Annotated in this window: 14 protein-coding genes; 5 read left to right on the top strand and 9 right to left on the bottom strand. The window is 68.8% G+C overall.

Going from position 1 to position 15,403, the window contains the following annotated elements; all coding sequences use genetic code 11:
- Nucleotides 1-45: 45 nt before the first annotated feature.
- The 6 genes from BXA00_RS01055 to BXA00_RS01080 form a co-directional block, all read right to left on the bottom strand.
- The gene (locus BXA00_RS01055; protein ID WP_076515487.1) at nucleotides 46-1,713 is read right to left on the bottom strand and encodes a long-chain-fatty-acid--CoA ligase; all 1,668 of its coding nucleotides are present in this window, start codon (nucleotides 1,711-1,713) and stop codon (nucleotides 46-48) included.
- Between the two features lie 37 nt (nucleotides 1,714-1,750).
- Nucleotides 1,751-2,905, bottom strand: a complete 1,155-nt coding sequence (locus BXA00_RS01060) for an acyl-CoA dehydrogenase family protein (RefSeq protein ID WP_076521726.1) — start codon at nucleotides 2,903-2,905, stop codon at nucleotides 1,751-1,753.
- A gap of 41 nt (nucleotides 2,906-2,946) precedes the next feature.
- Entirely contained in the window at nucleotides 2,947-3,771 is an 825-nt protein-coding gene (locus BXA00_RS01065) for an SDR family NAD(P)-dependent oxidoreductase (protein WP_076515489.1), read from the bottom strand.
- Between the two features lie 39 nt (nucleotides 3,772-3,810).
- On the bottom strand, nucleotides 3,811-4,995 hold the full coding sequence (locus BXA00_RS01070) for a lipid-transfer protein (protein ID WP_076515491.1): 1,185 nt from the start codon (nucleotides 4,993-4,995) through the stop codon (nucleotides 3,811-3,813).
- A complete protein-coding gene (locus BXA00_RS01075) occupies nucleotides 4,992-6,524 on the bottom strand; it encodes an AMP-binding protein (RefSeq protein WP_076515493.1) in 1,533 nt (510 codons plus the stop codon). The genes BXA00_RS01070 and BXA00_RS01075 overlap by 4 nt, the downstream gene beginning before the upstream one ends.
- A gap of 152 nt (nucleotides 6,525-6,676) precedes the next feature.
- Nucleotides 6,677-7,708, bottom strand: a complete 1,032-nt coding sequence (locus tag BXA00_RS01080) for an AraC family transcriptional regulator (protein WP_076515495.1) — start codon at nucleotides 7,706-7,708, stop codon at nucleotides 6,677-6,679.
- Between the two features lie 190 nt (nucleotides 7,709-7,898).
- Between BXA00_RS01080 and BXA00_RS01085 the strand changes: the two genes are divergently transcribed.
- Nucleotides 7,899-9,068 (top strand): CaiB/BaiF CoA-transferase family protein, encoded by a 1,170-nt coding sequence (locus tag BXA00_RS01085; protein WP_076515497.1) that lies wholly within the window; start codon nucleotides 7,899-7,901, stop codon nucleotides 9,066-9,068.
- Nucleotides 9,069-9,147: 79 nt separating this feature from the next.
- Nucleotides 9,148-10,143 (top strand): tripartite tricarboxylate transporter substrate binding protein, encoded by a 996-nt coding sequence (locus tag BXA00_RS01090; RefSeq protein ID WP_076515499.1) that lies wholly within the window; start codon nucleotides 9,148-9,150, stop codon nucleotides 10,141-10,143.
- A gap of 46 nt (nucleotides 10,144-10,189) precedes the next feature.
- Here BXA00_RS01090 and BXA00_RS01095 read toward each other — a convergent pair whose 3' ends face one another.
- Nucleotides 10,190-11,089 (bottom strand): LysR family transcriptional regulator, encoded by a 900-nt coding sequence (locus BXA00_RS01095; protein ID WP_231952184.1) that lies wholly within the window; start codon nucleotides 11,087-11,089, stop codon nucleotides 10,190-10,192.
- Between the two features lie 71 nt (nucleotides 11,090-11,160).
- Between BXA00_RS01095 and BXA00_RS01100 the strand changes: the two genes are divergently transcribed.
- The 3 genes from BXA00_RS01100 (at nucleotide 11,161) to BXA00_RS01110 (ending at nucleotide 13,938) form a co-directional block, all read left to right on the top strand.
- Complete coding sequence (locus BXA00_RS01100) at nucleotides 11,161-12,408, top strand: CaiB/BaiF CoA-transferase family protein (protein ID WP_076521728.1); 1,248 nt, start codon at nucleotides 11,161-11,163, stop codon at nucleotides 12,406-12,408.
- The gene (locus BXA00_RS01105; RefSeq protein WP_076515501.1) at nucleotides 12,405-12,884 is read left to right on the top strand and encodes a MaoC family dehydratase; all 480 of its coding nucleotides are present in this window, start codon (nucleotides 12,405-12,407) and stop codon (nucleotides 12,882-12,884) included. The genes BXA00_RS01100 and BXA00_RS01105 overlap by 4 nt, the downstream gene beginning before the upstream one ends.
- 88 nt (nucleotides 12,885-12,972) lie before the next feature.
- Nucleotides 12,973-13,938, top strand: a complete 966-nt coding sequence (locus tag BXA00_RS01110; protein ID WP_076515503.1) for a tripartite tricarboxylate transporter substrate binding protein — start codon at nucleotides 12,973-12,975, stop codon at nucleotides 13,936-13,938.
- Here the strand turns inward: BXA00_RS01110 and BXA00_RS01115 are convergent, their stop codons facing one another.
- Complete coding sequence (locus BXA00_RS01115; RefSeq protein WP_076515505.1) at nucleotides 13,939-14,421, bottom strand: hypothetical protein; 483 nt, start codon at nucleotides 14,419-14,421, stop codon at nucleotides 13,939-13,941.
- Nucleotides 14,422-14,432: 11 nt separating this feature from the next.
- A complete protein-coding gene (locus tag BXA00_RS01120; protein WP_156902710.1) occupies nucleotides 14,433-15,305 on the bottom strand; it encodes a hypothetical protein in 873 nt (290 codons plus the stop codon).
- Nucleotides 15,306-15,403: the final 98 nt, after the last annotated feature.

The raw sequence follows: 15,403 nt of genomic DNA on the forward strand, positions 1-15,403 counted from the left end.
CCAGGGTGGCGGCGGCGGCGCGGCGCGCCCATTCCTGGCAGGGGATCAGGCCGTGGCGCGCTGCGCCTCCTGCAGCGCGCGCCACAGGATCTTGCCCGTGTTGGACTTGGGCAGCGCATCCACGAACTCGACGATGCGCGGCGCCTTGTAGGCCGCCATGCGCTCGCGGGCCCACGCGATCACCTCGTCCTCGCGCGCCGCGTCGCGCGCCTCGGGCCGCAGCACCAGCAGCGCCTTCACGGTTTCGCCGCGGCAGGCATCCGGCACGCCGATGACACAGGCCTCGTGCACGGCCGGATGCTCGTACAGCGCATTTTCGACCTCGGCCGGCCAGACCTTGTAGCCGGAGGCGTTGATCATGCGTTTCAGGCGGTCGGTGATGAAGAAATAGCCTTCCTCGTCCACGCGCCCCAGGTCGCCCGTCCGGAAATAGCGCGCACCGTCCAGCATGAAAAACGCCTCGTCGTCCGCCGCCGGATTGTTCCAGTACCCCTGCATGATCTGCGCGCCGCGCGTCACCAGTTCGCCGGTCTCGCCGGGCGGCAGTTCCTTCAGCGTGGCCGGGTCCACCACCCGCGTGTCCACGCCGAAGGTCGGCACGCCGATGCACTGGCGCTTGTTGCGGTGCATGGGATTGCAGTGCAGGAACGAGGCGCTTTCGGTCAGGCCGTAGGCTTCGTTGAAGACGATGCCGTAGCGGTTGGCCAGCATGGCCGCCACGGCCTCGGGCATGGGCGCCCCGCCGCCGCACAGCAGCGCCAGGGCGGACAGGTCGTAGTCGTCGATGCCCGGCTGCGCGAAGAAATCCACGATCATCGCCGGCGCGGCCGCCCACACGCTGACGCGGTGCCGCGCCATCAGTTGCGCGGCCACCTTGCGGTCCCAGCGCGGCAGCAGCACCACCGTGGCGCCCAGCAGGATCGGCAGGTTCATGCAGTTCTGCATGCCCAGCAGGTGGAACATCGGCGCAACGCCCATGATGATGGCCTCGGAAGTCAGGCCCCGCCACAGTTGCGACCCCGTGGCCGCGGCCGCCAGCGTGCCGTGCGTGTGCCGGCAGCCCTTGGGCCGGCCCGTGGTGCCCGACGTATACGGCAGCAGGCACAGGTCCTGCGCCCTGGCCCGGTGAGGCAGCGGCGGCGCATTGACCGCCATGGCGCCATACCAGGGCACGCCGCCCCGGATGTCAGGCATACGGCGAGGAGCGGCGATCTCCGACGGCGGCGCGACCGCGCCGTCGCCCGGCCCCAGATAGTCCGAATAGGCATGCACGATCACGCGGTCCAGCCGGCCGTCCCGCGTGAAGTCCGCCAGCCGGCCGGCCAATTCCTGCGCCGCAAACGCGACCCGCGCGCCGCTGTCTTGAAGATAGTGCGCCAGTTCGTCCGGGGTGCTCATCGCATTGACCGGCACCACCACGGCGTCCGCGCGCAGGATGGCGTAGTAGGCAATGATGAACTGCGGACAATTCTGGCTGAACAACAGCACCCGGTCGCCCGCCTTGACACCAGCCCCGTGCTGCAGATAGCCGGCCATGGCGTCGACCTCGCGCTTTAAGCGCGCATAGTCCAGCGTCGTGTCGTAGAACACGATGGCGGGCTTGGCGGGATAGCGCGTGGCGGACGCTTCCAGGTTGAAATACAGGCTGGACTGCGGCTGGCTGATGGCCAGCGGCAATCCCTTGGGCCAATACCGATGATGCGCTTGCTGCATGCCCTGGGTCTCCGGTTCCCGCGTCGTCGGCGCCGCCTCAGGCGACCAGGCCGCGCGCGATGATTTCTTTCATGATCTCGTTCGAGCCGCCATAGATCTTGCCCACGCGGGCATCGGCGTACATGCGGGCGATCGGATACTCCAGCATGTACCCGTAGCCGCCATGCAGCTGCAGGCATTCGTCAATGACCTGGCAGTTCATCTGCGTGGTCCACCACTTGGCCATCGCGGCGGTCGGCAGGTCCAGCGTGCCGTCCAGTTGCCGCGCGATGCAGTCGTCGACGAAGCGCGCCGCGATCGTCGCCACCGTCTCGCTCTCGGCCAGCTTGAAACGCGTGTTCTGCAGGTCGATCAGCGGCTGCCCGAACACCTGGCGCGTCCGGGTGTAGGCGACGGTCTCGTCGATGGCCCGCCGCATCGTGGCCACCGCACCCACCGCGATCAGCAGGCGTTCGCGCGGCAGTTGCTGCATCAGTTGCGCAAAGCCGCGGCCCTCCTCTTCGCCCAGCAGGTTGCAGGCCGGCGCGCGCACCGCGTCGAAGAACAGCTCGGCCGTGTCCAGGCTTTTCTGGCCCAGCTTCTCGAGCAGCCGGCCGCGGCGAAAGCCCGGCAGGTCGCGGGTTTCCAGCATGATCAGCGAGATGCCGCGCGAGCCGGCCGCGGGATCGGTCTTGACCACCACACAGATCAGATCGGCGTGCAGGCCATTGGTGATGAAGGTCTTGGCGCCATTGACGACATAGGCGTCGCCATCGCGCGTCGCCGTGGCGCGGATGCTCTTCAGGTCGGACCCCGCGCCCGGTTCGCTCATGGCGATGGCCCCGACGAGCTCGCCGGTGGCCATCTTCGGCAGCCAGCGCTGCTTCTGGGCCTCGGTGCCGTAGTTCAGGATGTAGTGCGCCAGGATCGCGCTGTGCACGTTGTTGCTGAAGCCATGGACCATCGCGCGCGCCTGCTCGGCCGCCACGATGGCCTCGTGCGCGAAGGTGCCGCCGCCGCCGCCATAGGCCTCGGGCATGCTGACGCACAGCAGCCCCATGCGCCCCGCCTTGCGCCAGATCTCGCGATCCGCGTGCTGTTGCTTGCGCCACCTGGCTTCGTCGGGCGCGAACTCCTTTTCGAACAGGCGCCGGGTCGAATCCTGGAACAGCGTCAGGTCGGCGTCCATCCAGCCTTTTTTCGGGGTATCCATCGGGGTGTCCATCGGGCTATCCATCGGAGTCTCCCGCGGCATCAAGGACGCCCGCCGCCCACGACCAGCACCTGGCCGCTGATGTAGTTGGATTCGGGCAGGCAGAACAGGTACACCGCGCCCGCCGCCTCGGCCGGCGTGCCGGCGCGGCCGATGGGAATCAGGCTTTCGGCGTTCTTGAGCACCTGCGGATTCACGCCCACCTTGATCTGCCGGCCCTGGATGTCCAGCGTGGCGTCGCCGTCGGCGGCGGCTTCGGTGAGCCGGGTCTTGATCAGCCCGAAGGCCACGCTGTTCACGTTGACCTTGTAGCGCCCCCATTCCTTGGCCAGCGCCCGCGTCAGGCCGTTCACACCCGCCTTGGCCGCCGCGTAGTTGGCCTGGCCCGCATTGCCCATCACGCCCGAGGTGGACGAGATGTTCACGACCTTGCGAAAGACCTCGCGGCCCTCGGCGGCCTCGGCCTTGGCCGCCTCGCGGATGAAGCCGGACGCGGCCCGCAGGATGCGGAACGGCGCGGACAGGTGCACCGCCAGGATCTCGTCCCATTGTTCGTCGGTCATCTTCTGGATCACGTTGTCCCAGGTATACCCGGCGTTGTTCACGATGATGTCCAGCCCGCCGTAGGCGTCCAGGGCGGCCCCCACGAAGCGGTCGGCAAAGCCGGATTCGGTGACGCTGCCCGCGCAGGCCACGGCCTGCCCGCCCGCGTGGCGGATCAGCGCCACCGTGTCGTCGGCGGGCCCCGCGTCCAGGTCGTTGACCACCACCCTGGCGCCTTCGCGCGCCAGTTTCAACGCGATTTCCTGGCCGATGCCGCGCCCCGAACCGGACACCAGCGCCACCTTGCCTTCAAGCGTACCCATGCCTTGTCTCTCCATGCTTGTTCTCCATGCTTGTTCTCCTTATGCGGCCTGATACAGCGTGACGACGCACGCGCCGCCCAGTCCCAGGTTGTGCTGCAGCGCCAGGCGCGCGCCCTCGACCTGGCGCAGGTCCGCCTGGCCGCGCAGTTGCCAGACCAGCTCGGCGCATTGCGCCAGGCCCGTCGCGCCCAGCGGATGGCCCTTGGACAGCAAGCCGCCGGACGGATTGGTGACGACGCGCCCGCCATAGGTGTTGTCGCCATCCACGATGAATTTTTCCGCCGTGCCCTCGGGCGTCAGGCGCAGGCCTTCGTAGGTGATCAGTTCGTTGGCCGTGAAGCAGTCGTGCAGTTCGACGACATCCACGTCGGCCGGATCCACGCCCGCGGCCTCGTAGACGCGGTCCGCCGCGGCGCGCGTCATGTCGTAGCCGACCAGCTTGCGCATGTCGCCGGCGTCAAAGGTCGATGGCAGGTCGGTCGTCATCGCCTGCGCGGCGATGCCCACCGCGGGACTCAGTCCGTGGCGGCGGGCGAAATCGTCCGAGCACAGAATGGCCGCCGCCGCGCCGCAGGTGGGCGGGCAGCACTGCAGCCGGGTCAGCGGGTCGAAGATCATGGGCGCGGCCAGCACGTCGTCCAGCGTCACGGTCTGGCGGAACACGGCATACGGGTTGCGCGCCGCGTGCTGGCGCGCCTTGACCGAAATGCGCGCGAACGTGTCCGCACGGATGCCGTGCGCTTTCATGTAGTCGCGGCCGGCGCCGCCGAAGAACTGCGCCGCGCGCGGCTTGTCGGCGTCATAACCCTGGAGCTCGGTCATGGCCGCCGCAAAGGCCTGCAATGGCGACGGGCGGTCTTCATACACGCCCTTCAGCGCGCCCGGCACCATCTGTTCAAAGCCCACCGCCAGCGCGCATTCCGCGGCGCCGCTTTCGACCGCCTGCCGCGCCAGGAACAGGGCCGACGAGCCGCTGGCGCAATTGTTGTTGACGTTGAACACGGGGATGCCCGTCAGGCCCACGCCGTAGACCACCGCCTGGCCAGAGGTCGAATCGCCATAGACATAGCCCGCGTACGCCTGCTCCACGGACTCGTAGGGCAGTCCGGCGTCCTGCATGGCGTCGCGCACCGCGCGCATGCCCATGACGGAATAGGGTTCGCTCGCGCCGGGCTTGCTGAACGGAATCATGCCGACGCCGGCCACCCACACTTTTCGATTCATGCCTGCTTCTCCTGAAGAGTCGGCGCGGCGGACGCCGCGCTGGGGAATCCATGGCCCTGCCGCAGCACGGACTTCAATACCTTGCCCGCCGCCGACAGGGGCAGGTCGTCGCGGAATTCATAGCTTTTGGGGCACTTGTAGGGCGCAAGGACCTGGCGGCAATGCGCGTTCAACGCGGCGGCATCGGGCGCGGCGCCCGACCGCGCCACGATCACCGCGTGCACGGCTTCGCCCCACCGTTCGTGCGCCACCCCGATCACCGCGCAGCGCGCCACGCCCGCATGCCGCGCCAGGGCGGCTTCGACTTCGGCCGCGTAGACGTTTTCGCCGCCGGTGACGATCATGTCCTTCAGGCGGTCCACCACGTACAGATAACCGTCGTCGTCCTGGCGCGCCGCATCGCCCGTCAACAACCATCCGTCGGAAAACATCCGCGCCGTCTCGTCGGGCCGGTTCCAGTAACCGGCGACGACCATGGGACCGCGCACCGCCAGCTCGCCCACCGCGCCGGGCGGGACGTCCTGGCCGTCGGCCGCCAGGATGCGCACCTCGACCCCGACCGCGGGACGGCCCGCCGACAAGGCGCGCGGCCCGCCCTGCCGCACGTCGGCATTGAGGGCCACCAGCGCCGAGGTCTCGGTCATGCCGTAGGCATGCACGAACTGCGCATTGGGAAAGGCGTCCAGCGCCCGGGCCAGCAGCGCGGGCGCGATAGGAGAAGCCCCCCAGATGACGCGCTGCACGCCGCCCAGCCGATAGGTCGCGAAATCCGGCGCGTCCAGCAGCATCTGGATCATGCTGGGCACCAGCAACACTTCAGAGATGCCATCGTCCTGCAGGGATTGCAGCACCGCCCCGGGATCGAACCCGCGCTGCATTACGACCGACGCGCCCGCCAGGAGCTGCCCCATCAGGCGCCCCAGTCCGGCCACGTGGAAAAGCGGCGCCACCAGCAGCACGCGGCTGTCCTGCGGCGTGGGGACGGTGGCCAGCCGGGCGACGGCGGCGCTCCACAGATTGGCGTGCGTCAGCATCGCCCCTTTGGGCAGGCCGGTCGTGCCGCCGGTGTACAGAATGGCGGCCAGCGCGTCGCCGCCCGCGCGGCAGTCTTCCAGGGCGGGCGCGGCCTCGGCCAGCGCATCCAGTTCGGGCAGCGGCAGCGCCTGCGCCGCGCAAGCCGACAGGCTGCCGGCAAGGCGCGGCGACATCGCAGGGTCCGCCAGCGCCAGGCGCGCGCCGCCACCCGCCAGGCCCTGCGCCAGCTCGGCGTCGTTCCAGCGCGTGTTCAGGGGCTGGATGACCGCCCCCAGCCACCAGCACGCGAGCATGGCCGACACGTACGAAGCGCTGTTCGCGCCCAGCAGCGCGACCCGGTCGCCGCGACGCACGCCGGTGTCCCGCAGCACGGCGGCCTTGCGGGCCGCCCAGTCCAGCAGTTCGGGATAGGTCCAGGCGCGCGCGCCTTCACGCAAGGCGATCGTGCTGGGATACAGCCGGCTTGCCCGGTGCAGGCCCTGAGTCAGATACATAAGCCCGTGTTCCTCCTGCGGCGCGCCGGCGTGCCGGCTCGGTGTCTCGTGCGGCGCGGCGTCTGGCGGCCGGCCGGTGTCCAGTCCGTAGGTTCCCGCCGGCCGGGCGGCGCGGCAATGGCCGCAGGCGTCAATCCGATTGGCGGAAAGTGTCAGTCCATGGGCGGCCGGCAGGCCGGACCGCACACGAGCCGGTTGCGGCGGTATTCGCCGGGCGACACGCCCGTCCACTTCTTGAACGCGCGGTGGAAGGTGCTGGGCTCCGAGAACCCCAGCCGCTCGGCAATGTCCATCAGCGACAGATCGTGCCGTCCCAGATATTCGACCGCCGCATCGCGCCGCAGGTCGTCCTTGAGCACCTGGAATCCCTGGCCTTCTTCGCGCAGATGGCGCCGCAGCGTCTGCGGCGTCATCGACAGCTGCGCGCTGACCTGCGCCAGCGACGGCAGGTCGGCCGACAGGTCGTTGCGCAGCAGGCGCCGGATGCGGTCGGTGAGCGTTGCGCGATCCTGGTACTTCACCAGCAGATCGAATGGCGCATTCGCCAGGAACGCCTTGAGCGCCTGCGCGTCCTGCACCACCGGCAGCGCCAACCAGCGCGACTCCAGCCGCAGGCCCGTCACCTGCTGCCCATAATGGACCGGGGCATGGAACACCCTGTGCGCGTCGGCGCTGCGTGTGCCGCCGTTGTAGTCCACGCCCAATATCGGAATGCGGCGCCCGGCCAGCCAGTTCGCCACGCCCAGCGTGAAGAACAGGAAGGTGCGTTCGGCGTACCACTGCGTGCAGCGGCGTTCGCCCCGCGCATCCAGCACGACGCGCGCGGCATCGCGGTCCACGCACAGACGCGCGGTGAAGTCGCGCAGGACGCCGTGGTAATAGCGGAACGCGACGCGCAGCGCCTGCCCCACCGTGGCCTCCTGCAGCGCGAGCCGGCAGGCATGGGCGAAGGCGCCCAGCGGAACCGGCTGGCGGCCCATGCCCAGGAAGTCGTCGCGCGTGGCGCGCCGCAGCATCCGCAGGATCTGCGCGAACTGCGCCTGCGACACGCGCGCCATCGGCGCCTGCAGCAGCGCGGGCGGCACGTCGGCGCGCAACAGCACCCGGTCGACGTCCACGCCGCGGCGGCGTGCGCCTTGCAGGATCTGGGCGACATGCCCCACGGCGATGGTGTGATGCGTCATGGCGATTCCCGAGGCGGGGTGGACACCGATGGCGTCGATGGTAGCGAAAGGTCCGCCGGCAAGAAATGCCCGGCGTGAGCATTCCCGCCAAGCGAAATCAGCGATTTCGCCATTGGACCGCCGCAAAGCCGCGCCTAGACTGGCTTGAGCCGATTCCCGGCCGCCTCTTCGTATTTACCGGAGTCCCTCTTTGGATACGCCGAACACCGCCCCGCTCGCGGACATCAGGATCCTGGACTTGTCGCGATTGCTGCCCGGCCCGCTGGGCGCGCAGTACCTGGCGGACCTGGGCGCGGACGTGATCAAGATCGAAGACACGCAGGCCGGCGACTATGCGCCGCCGTCGCTGCGCGCGGTGTGCAACCGCAACAAGCGCGGCCTGCGGCTGGACCTGAAGCACCCCGACGGCCAGGCCGCGCTGGCGGCGCTGGCGCGCGAGGCGGACGTCGTGATCGAGAGCTTCCGGCCCGGCGTGGCGGCCCGCCTGAAGGCCGACTATCCCACCCTGGCCGGCCACAATCCCCGGCTGGTGTACTGCAGCATCACCGGCTACGGTCAGACGGGTCCCCTGCGCGACGCCGCCGGCCACGACCTGAATTATTCAGCCTATGCCGGCGTGGCGGACCAGATGGGCTGCGGCCCGGATGAACCCGCGCTGTCCAACGTTCCCGTGGCCGATATCCTGGGCGGCTCGCTCACGGCGGCGATGGGTATTCTGGCTGCCCTGCTCGACGCGCGGCGCACCGGCCGCGGCCGCTGTCTGGACATCGCCATCGCGGACGGCCTGCTGGCCAGCGCCGCGGTGCCGCTGGCCACCCTCAACGCCCACGGCGCCACCCGGCCCGCCGGCGGCGACACGCTCTCTGGCGCACTGGCCTGCTATGGCCAATACCGCGCGCAGGACGGCCGCCATCTGGCGGTGGCGGCGCTGGAACCCAAATTCTGGACGGCGCTGTGCCAGCGCCTGGGCCGCGCGGACCTGATTCCCCTGCACCGCGATGCCGATGCGGCGCAACAGGCCCATGTGCGCGCAGAACTTGAACGCCTGTTCGGCTCGAAGCCGCGGGCGCATTGGCTTGCCTTGCTGGACGGCGCGGACTGCTGCGTGTCCCCGGTGCTGACGCTGGCCGAAAGCCTGGCGCACCCGCAATTCGTCGCGCGCGGCATGGTGCGGCAGGTCCGGCACGACACCTACGGCAGCGGCGCGCAGATCGCCAGCCCCGTAAAGATGTCCGGTTTTCAGTTCGCCATCCATCGGCAGGCGCCCCTGCCCGGCGAACATACCGACCAGATCCTGCGCGAAGCCGGCTACGACGACGCCGCCATCGCCAGCCTGCGCGCGCGCGGCATCGCGCGATAGGCGTTGCCTTTCCGGCGCGCGTGACGCCGCCGGAAACCTGCTGTCTGCTGTGCCCATAACAACCAGGACGGAGACCACCATGACGCATCCCATTTGCAGCACCGCTTCGCCCAGACGCCGCAGCCTGCTCAAGCTGGGGCTGGCCTTGCCCGCGGCGCTTGGCCTTTGCGCGCCCGCGCGCGCCGCCGCGTTCCCCGCGCGGCCCATCACGCTGATCGTGCCCTTTCCCGCGGGCGGCGCCACCGACACGCAGATGCGCGCCCTGGCGGTGGCGGCCTCGCGCGAACTGGGCCAGCCGGTCGTCATCGCCAACCGGCCCGGGGCGGGCGGCACGCTGGGACCCGCCGCCATGGCGCAGACGGCGGCGCCCGACGGCTATACGGTGTCGGTGGTGGTGGGCACCTTGTTTCGCTATCCCTTCCTGCAAGCGGTCAACTACGATCCGCTCAAGGACTTCACCTACGTCGCCTGCATGACGGCCTACTCCTACGGCATCGTCGTGCGGCAGGACGCGCCGTGGAAGACGCTGGACGACCTCATCGCCGATGCGCGCGCCCACCCCGACAGGATCAGCTATGGCGCGACCGGCACGGGCGGCTCCGGGCGCATCGCCATCGAACGCCTGTCCCGGCTCACCGGCGTCAGGTTCAACTTCATCCCCTACAAGGGCGCGGCTGAAGAAACCACCGCGCTGCTGGGCGGACACATCCAGATGGTGTCGGATGCGGGCTGGGGTCCGATGATCGACACCGGCAAGGCGCGGCTGCTGGCCGTGATGGGCGAGGCGCGCGCCCGGCGCTTGCCCGACGTGCCCACGCTCACCGAGCTGGGCTATCCCATCGTCGCCTCCAACCCCGTCGGCATCGCCGGACCCAAGGGCATGGACCCGGCCATCGTCGCCGTGCTGCAGCAGGCATTCCATCGCGCCTCGCGCGACGCGGAATACAACCGCGCGCTGGAAAGCGCCGACCAGCCGCACATGCTGATGGACTCGGCCGCCTACACGGACTACGCCATCCGGCAGGTGGCGCAGGAAAAGCAGTTCGTGGCCGAACTGGGCTTGAAGACGCAATAACGGCCGCGCCCGGCCGCGCGCCTCATGCCCCCGGCCAGGCGGCCGTTCAGCCCGCCTCCGGCGCCAGCATGCTGTCGCGCAGCCGCAGCACCGACGCACACGACGTGTCGCGATGCGTCACCAGCGACAGGGACAGCGCGCCGTGCGCATCCGCATCGGTCAGGGACACGAAGGCCACATGCGGCGTGGAGTACGCGCGCGTCACCCCCGGCACCAGCGCGACGCCCATGCCGCTGGCCACCAGGCTGACCAGCGTCTGCACCTGGATCGCCTCCTGACTGATGCGCGGCGAAAAGCCCGCCTTGTGGCACAGCGCCAGCGTCACCCCGTTCAGGCCCGGCACCTTGGCCGGCGAATACAGTACGAAGTTCTCGGACCGCATGCGCGCCAGCGCAACAGGGCCGGCGGCGGCGAGCGGATGCCCGGCGGGCACGGCAAGGATGAGATCGTCGCGCTCCACCACCCAGGAATCCAGCTCGCTGTCTTCGGCCAGCGGCCCGCGCACCAGGCCCGCGTCGATATCGTTGGCGCGCAGCATCGCCACCAGCCCCACCGTGCTGTCCTCGCGCAGATCCAGTTGCACGTCCGGGTATTGCGCGCGAAACACGGGCAGGCAGCGCGGCAGCAGCATGTAGGTGGCCGAGCCGACGAAGCCCAGGCGCAGCGTGCCCCATTCGCCCAGCGCCACGCGGCGGGCGGCCTGGCGGGCCTGCTCGGTGTGGAACAGCGCGCGCCGCGCGTCGGCCATCAACGCGTCTCCGGCAGGCGTGGTGGTGACGCCCTTGGCGCCTCGCACCAGCAGCGGCACACCCACCGCATGTTCCAGTTTCTGGATGGACACCGATAGCGCGGGCTGCGCGATGTGCAGCGCGTCGGCCGCGCGCCGGTAACTTCCCAGTTCGGCAATCGTCACGAATTGCCGAAGCTGGCGCAAATCTATAGCCATAACAGATTCCGTATCAAGCAATACCGAAGCCATATTAGACGCGTATGAGCGGCGCCGATAGCATGGCCCCCATGACAACCTCTCCCTCTCCCCGCGCCGCCGCGCTGGACGGCGTGCGCATCCTGGACCTGACCTCCGTCGTGTTCGGCCCCTACGCGTCGCAGATCCTGGCCGACTATGGCGCGGACGTGATCAAGGTGGAAGCGCCCGGCGGCGACTCCACCCGGCGCACCGGCCCGTCGCAGGAGGCCGGCCTGTCCGCGATCTTCCTGGGCCTGAACCGCAACAAGCGCAGCATCGTGCTGGACCTGAAACAGCCGGCCGCGCGCCAGGCGCTGCTGACGATGGTGGACCAGGCCGACGTGCTGATGCACAGCATGCGCCCCGCCAAGATGGCCGCGCTGGGCCTGGACCCCGCCACGCTGTGCGCCCGCAACCCCCGCCTGGTCTACGCGGGCCTGTACGGCTTCGGCGCGGGCGGCGCCTACGACGGGCGCCCCGCCTACGACGACATCATCCAGGGCCTGTCCGGCCTGGCGGACCTGGTGGGCCGCCAGACGGGCGCCCCGCGCTATCTGCCCACGGTCGCCGCCGACAAGACCTGCGGCCTCGTCGCCGCGCACGCCATCCTGGCCGCGCTATTCCAGCGGGAGCGCACGGGCCTCGGCCAGGAGGTGGAAGTGCCCATGTTCGAAAGCATGGCGTCATTTGCCCTGGTGGAGCATTACTACGGCCGGCACCTGGCGGACGAGCCCGGCGCACCCGGCTATCCCCGCGTGCTGACGCCCTGGCGCCGGCCGTGCCAGACCGCCGACGGCCACGTCTGCCTGATGCCCTACACCGACGCGCACTGGCGCGACTTCTTCATCGCCGCCGGGCGGCCCGACCTGGCCGACGATCCGCGCTTTGCCGACATCTCGGCCCGCACCCGGCACATCGAGACGCTTTACGAACTGCAGGCCGGCATCGTCGCCGCGCACGACACGGCCTACTGGCTGGCCCTGTGCGAACGCCTGGAAATTCCCGCCGCCCCCGTGAACCGGCTGGAGGACCTGGAAACCGACCCGCATCTGCAGAGCGTCGGCTTCTTCGTGCCGCTGCAAAGCGCCGCCGGCAGCCGCTATCGCTTCGCGCGCAACCCCGTGCGCCTGGCGCAATCCGAGGTGCCGCCTGCCATGCCCCCGCGGCTGGGCGAGCACACGCGCGAGGTGCTGGGCCAGGCGGGCCTGCCGCCCGCCGACATCGCGGCGCTGCTCGATACCGGCGCGGCCCGCGACGCCGGCGATCCCCTTCCTGAAAACGCCAAGGACCCCGCATGACCCAAGACCGCACCCCCGCCCCCGCCGCCCAACTCGGCGAGGGCTATTACTGGCAGGACCTCGCCGTCGGCCAGCGCTTCCAGACGTTTCGCCGCACGGTCACCGAAACCGACATCGTAAATTTCATCAGCGTCACCGGCATGCTGGAAACCATCTTCATCGACGCCACCTACGCACACGGCGCGATCCAGGGCCGCCCCGCGCCGGGCGCGCTGACGTATGGGCTGATCGAGGGCCTCATCATGCAGGGCATGGTGCAGGGCACGGGGCTGGCGCTGCTGGAAGTCCACAAGAAGATGCTCGCGCCCGTGGTGGCCGGCGACACCGTCTGGGCCGAGATCGAAGTCACGGGCGTGCGTCCCACCTCGCAGCACAACCGCGCGGTCGTCACCTCCGCCATCGAGGTGCGCAACCAGCACGGCAAGCCGGTGATGGCCTACACGGCCGTGCGCATGCTGGCCGGCAGGCCCGACTGAGTCCGCCCCGGACGGCGCAGCGTTCCGCAGAGGACGCGGCCGCCCGGGCGTCATCCGCAGTACCCATAACAGCACAAGGAGACAAACCATGAAAAAAACCATGCTGGCCGCCACGCTGGCCATCCTGGCGCTGGGAGGCGCCGCGAGCGCACAGGCCGCCTGGCCCGACCGCCCCGTCACGATGGTGGTGCCCTTCCCGCCCGGCGGGCCGACCGACCTGGTGGCGCGCGTGCTGGCCAAGCAGTTGACCGAACAGCTCGGCCAGACCGTCGTCGTGGAAAACAAGGGCGGCGCCAACGGCAACATCGGCATGCAGTACGCGGCCGCCGCCAAGCCCGACGGCTACACGGTGCTGTACAACACCTCGTCCATCGCCCTCAGCCCCAACCTCTACCGCTCGCTGCCCTTCGACCCGGTCAAGGACTTCGCGCCGGTCTCGACCACGGCCGTCATTCCGCTGGTCCTGCTGGTGCACCCGTCCGTGCCCGCCGACACCGCGTCGGCCTTCGTCGACTATGCGCGCAAGCACCCCGGCAAGCTGTCGTACGGCTCGGCCGGCGCGGGCAACGTCACGCACCTGGGCGCGCTGCTGCTCCTGCGTTCGCTGGACATCGACGCCGTCCACGTCCCCTACCGCGGCAGCGCCCCCGCCATGACGGACTTGGTCGGCGGCCAGGTCCAGGTGATGACCAACACGCTCAACGATTCGCTGGGCTTCATCCGCGAAGGCAAGCTGCGCGCGCTGGCGGTCACCAGCGCCGCGCGCAGCGAACAGTTGCCGGATGTGCCGACGGTGGCGGAAACGGTGGCGCCGGGCTTTGGCATGGGCGCCTGGCAAGGCGTCGTCGTCCCGAGCGGCACGCCCGCGCCCGTCATCGACAAGCTGAACGCCGAGATCCTGCGCGCGCTGAAGTCGCCGGAAATGCAGAAGCAGCTCAAGGTGCAGGGCGCGCAGGCGCTGGGATCGACGCCGCAGGAATATGGCGCCTACATCAAGAGCGAGATCGCGCGGTGGGGAGAGGTGGTGAAGGCGGCGAATGTGAAGCTGGATTGACTAGCGCGGGGGGACGAAGGGTTTGAAGACGAACTGTTCGCCATGCTCCTCGCAGTCGGCTGCCAGCTGTTTCCACGCCCGCGTGCTCAAGGTGCGTGGGAACATGGCAGCCCGATCGCCTTCTTCGTACGTGTCCCTGCCCCACTTCACGCCGTCGCGTTCGTTCATGAGGCTTGATTCGCGGATGTCTTTATCCCGGCTGCCATGCCACTGAATCAGGCTGTCGTCTTCTTTCCAATGCAGCCAGGCCACCTCGGTGCCGTCATTCCAACGATACCCAACCAGGCAGAAATGATTCGTCTGGCCATTTTTGTGCACGTAGGCCAACCGGTTCGAGATGGCACGTTCGGGCTGCTGGTAATAGGGGCTGGCGGAAACAACGAGGCGTTCGTCGGGCGGCAGGCGAAAGGGCGCATCGGGCAGGTCGCCGGCGGTTGCCAGCATGGGAAACACAAGCAATAACATCGTACGCAGTGCAATCATTGGACCGTCCTTTACCGGATCTTGAGCACCTCGGCCTGATAGGCCGGCGTCAAACTATAAAAGTCTTGCCCGCCTTTCGTTTGAAAGAAGACGAAATTGGGCCCCGGACTTCCAGATGTGCGGGTTCGCCATGCGTATAGGCCAGTCGGACATGGATCTGCGATGATGTCGGCGCTACGCGCCACCGAGATCACATCATCAACGAATTTCCGATAGCGCTCGTGTCGCTTATCGGAGGCGTCATTGGCAATACCCACCACGCCATTGATACGTTCTTGCATCGCCTGGGGCAAGTCCGGATACCGCTCGAAGTCCGCAATTTGGCCTGGCGCTTTTACTACGCCTCGCAGCGTATTGATGGCGTGTGCGTCGGCCGATCCCGGGCGCGGCGCAAAGTGCCTGGCTCCCGCGTTCAACCGGTTATGCAGGACCCGTTTGATCCACCTCATGCTTTCCACCGCTTCTGCCGGTCCGGCATAGCGTGAATCATCGGGCCCCGCAGTCTCTGCGAGCAGAACCCTTGCGAGCAATCCCGCATCGGTGCCCTCGTCGGGAAGCGACAGTCGAGGCAGAATCCTGACCCTGAGCCGCCGCGTGCCGGCATCAATCCTGCTCAAGGGCTGTTCGTTGACGTACGCGACCACTTCCACCACGCTCTCCCACTGCGAATGCGTGGCAAGCGAGACCAGCCTGATCGACTGCTCTCGATTCCTGTCATCCGGGTTGATTGCCTCGACGCGAAGCAAGGAGGGTTGGCTTCCCCTGAACACCAGGTGCTTCTTGTTCGGTCCCAACCCGATGACTTTGAGAAGCAGCGCGTTGCCCTGAACCAAAGCGATTTCAGGGGGAAGCGTCGAACGGTCGTTACGAATCAGCGTTGCCATGCAGGGACCCACCTCGCGTGTCCAGTTGGCGGCTCGAAGCAGCCACGGACGTATGGTCACGCGCGGGTCCCCTGCGGGATATCAGCGGCGTCTGAAAT

The organism is Achromobacter sp. MFA1 R4 (genome assembly GCF_900156745.1).
Classification (GTDB): domain Bacteria; phylum Pseudomonadota; class Gammaproteobacteria; order Burkholderiales; family Burkholderiaceae_B; genus Achromobacter.

Bases quoted from the DNA above. Each gene is read 5' to 3' on its own strand.
- BXA00_RS01055 (WP_076515487.1), bottom strand. From the start codon at position 1,713: ATGCAGCAAGCGCATCATCGGTATTGGCCCAAGGGATTGCCGCTGGCC.
- BXA00_RS01115 (WP_076515505.1), bottom strand. From the start codon at position 14,421: ATGATTGCACTGCGTACGATGTTATTGCTTGTGTTTCCCATGCTGGCA.
- BXA00_RS01095 (WP_231952184.1), bottom strand. From the start codon at position 11,089: ATGGCTATAGATTTGCGCCAGCTTCGGCAATTCGTGACGATTGCCGAA.
- BXA00_RS01110 (WP_076515503.1), top strand. From the start codon at position 12,973: ATGAAAAAAACCATGCTGGCCGCCACGCTGGCCATCCTGGCGCTGGGA.
- BXA00_RS01060 (WP_076521726.1), bottom strand. From the start codon at position 2,905: ATGGATACCCCGAAAAAAGGCTGGATGGACGCCGACCTGACGCTGTTC.
- BXA00_RS01100 (WP_076521728.1), top strand. From the start codon at position 11,161: ATGACAACCTCTCCCTCTCCCCGCGCCGCCGCGCTGGACGGCGTGCGC.
- BXA00_RS01105 (WP_076515501.1), top strand. From the start codon at position 12,405: ATGACCCAAGACCGCACCCCCGCCCCCGCCGCCCAACTCGGCGAGGGC.
- BXA00_RS01080 (WP_076515495.1), bottom strand. From the start codon at position 7,708: ATGACGCATCACACCATCGCCGTGGGGCATGTCGCCCAGATCCTGCAA.
- BXA00_RS01075 (WP_076515493.1), bottom strand. From the start codon at position 6,524: ATGTATCTGACTCAGGGCCTGCACCGGGCAAGCCGGCTGTATCCCAGC.
- BXA00_RS01065 (WP_076515489.1), bottom strand. From the start codon at position 3,771: ATGGGTACGCTTGAAGGCAAGGTGGCGCTGGTGTCCGGTTCGGGGCGC.
- BXA00_RS01090 (WP_076515499.1), top strand. From the start codon at position 9,148: ATGACGCATCCCATTTGCAGCACCGCTTCGCCCAGACGCCGCAGCCTG.
- BXA00_RS01070 (WP_076515491.1), bottom strand. From the start codon at position 4,995: ATGAATCGAAAAGTGTGGGTGGCCGGCGTCGGCATGATTCCGTTCAGC.
- BXA00_RS01120 (WP_156902710.1), bottom strand. From the start codon at position 15,305: ATGGCAACGCTGATTCGTAACGACCGTTCGACGCTTCCCCCTGAAATC.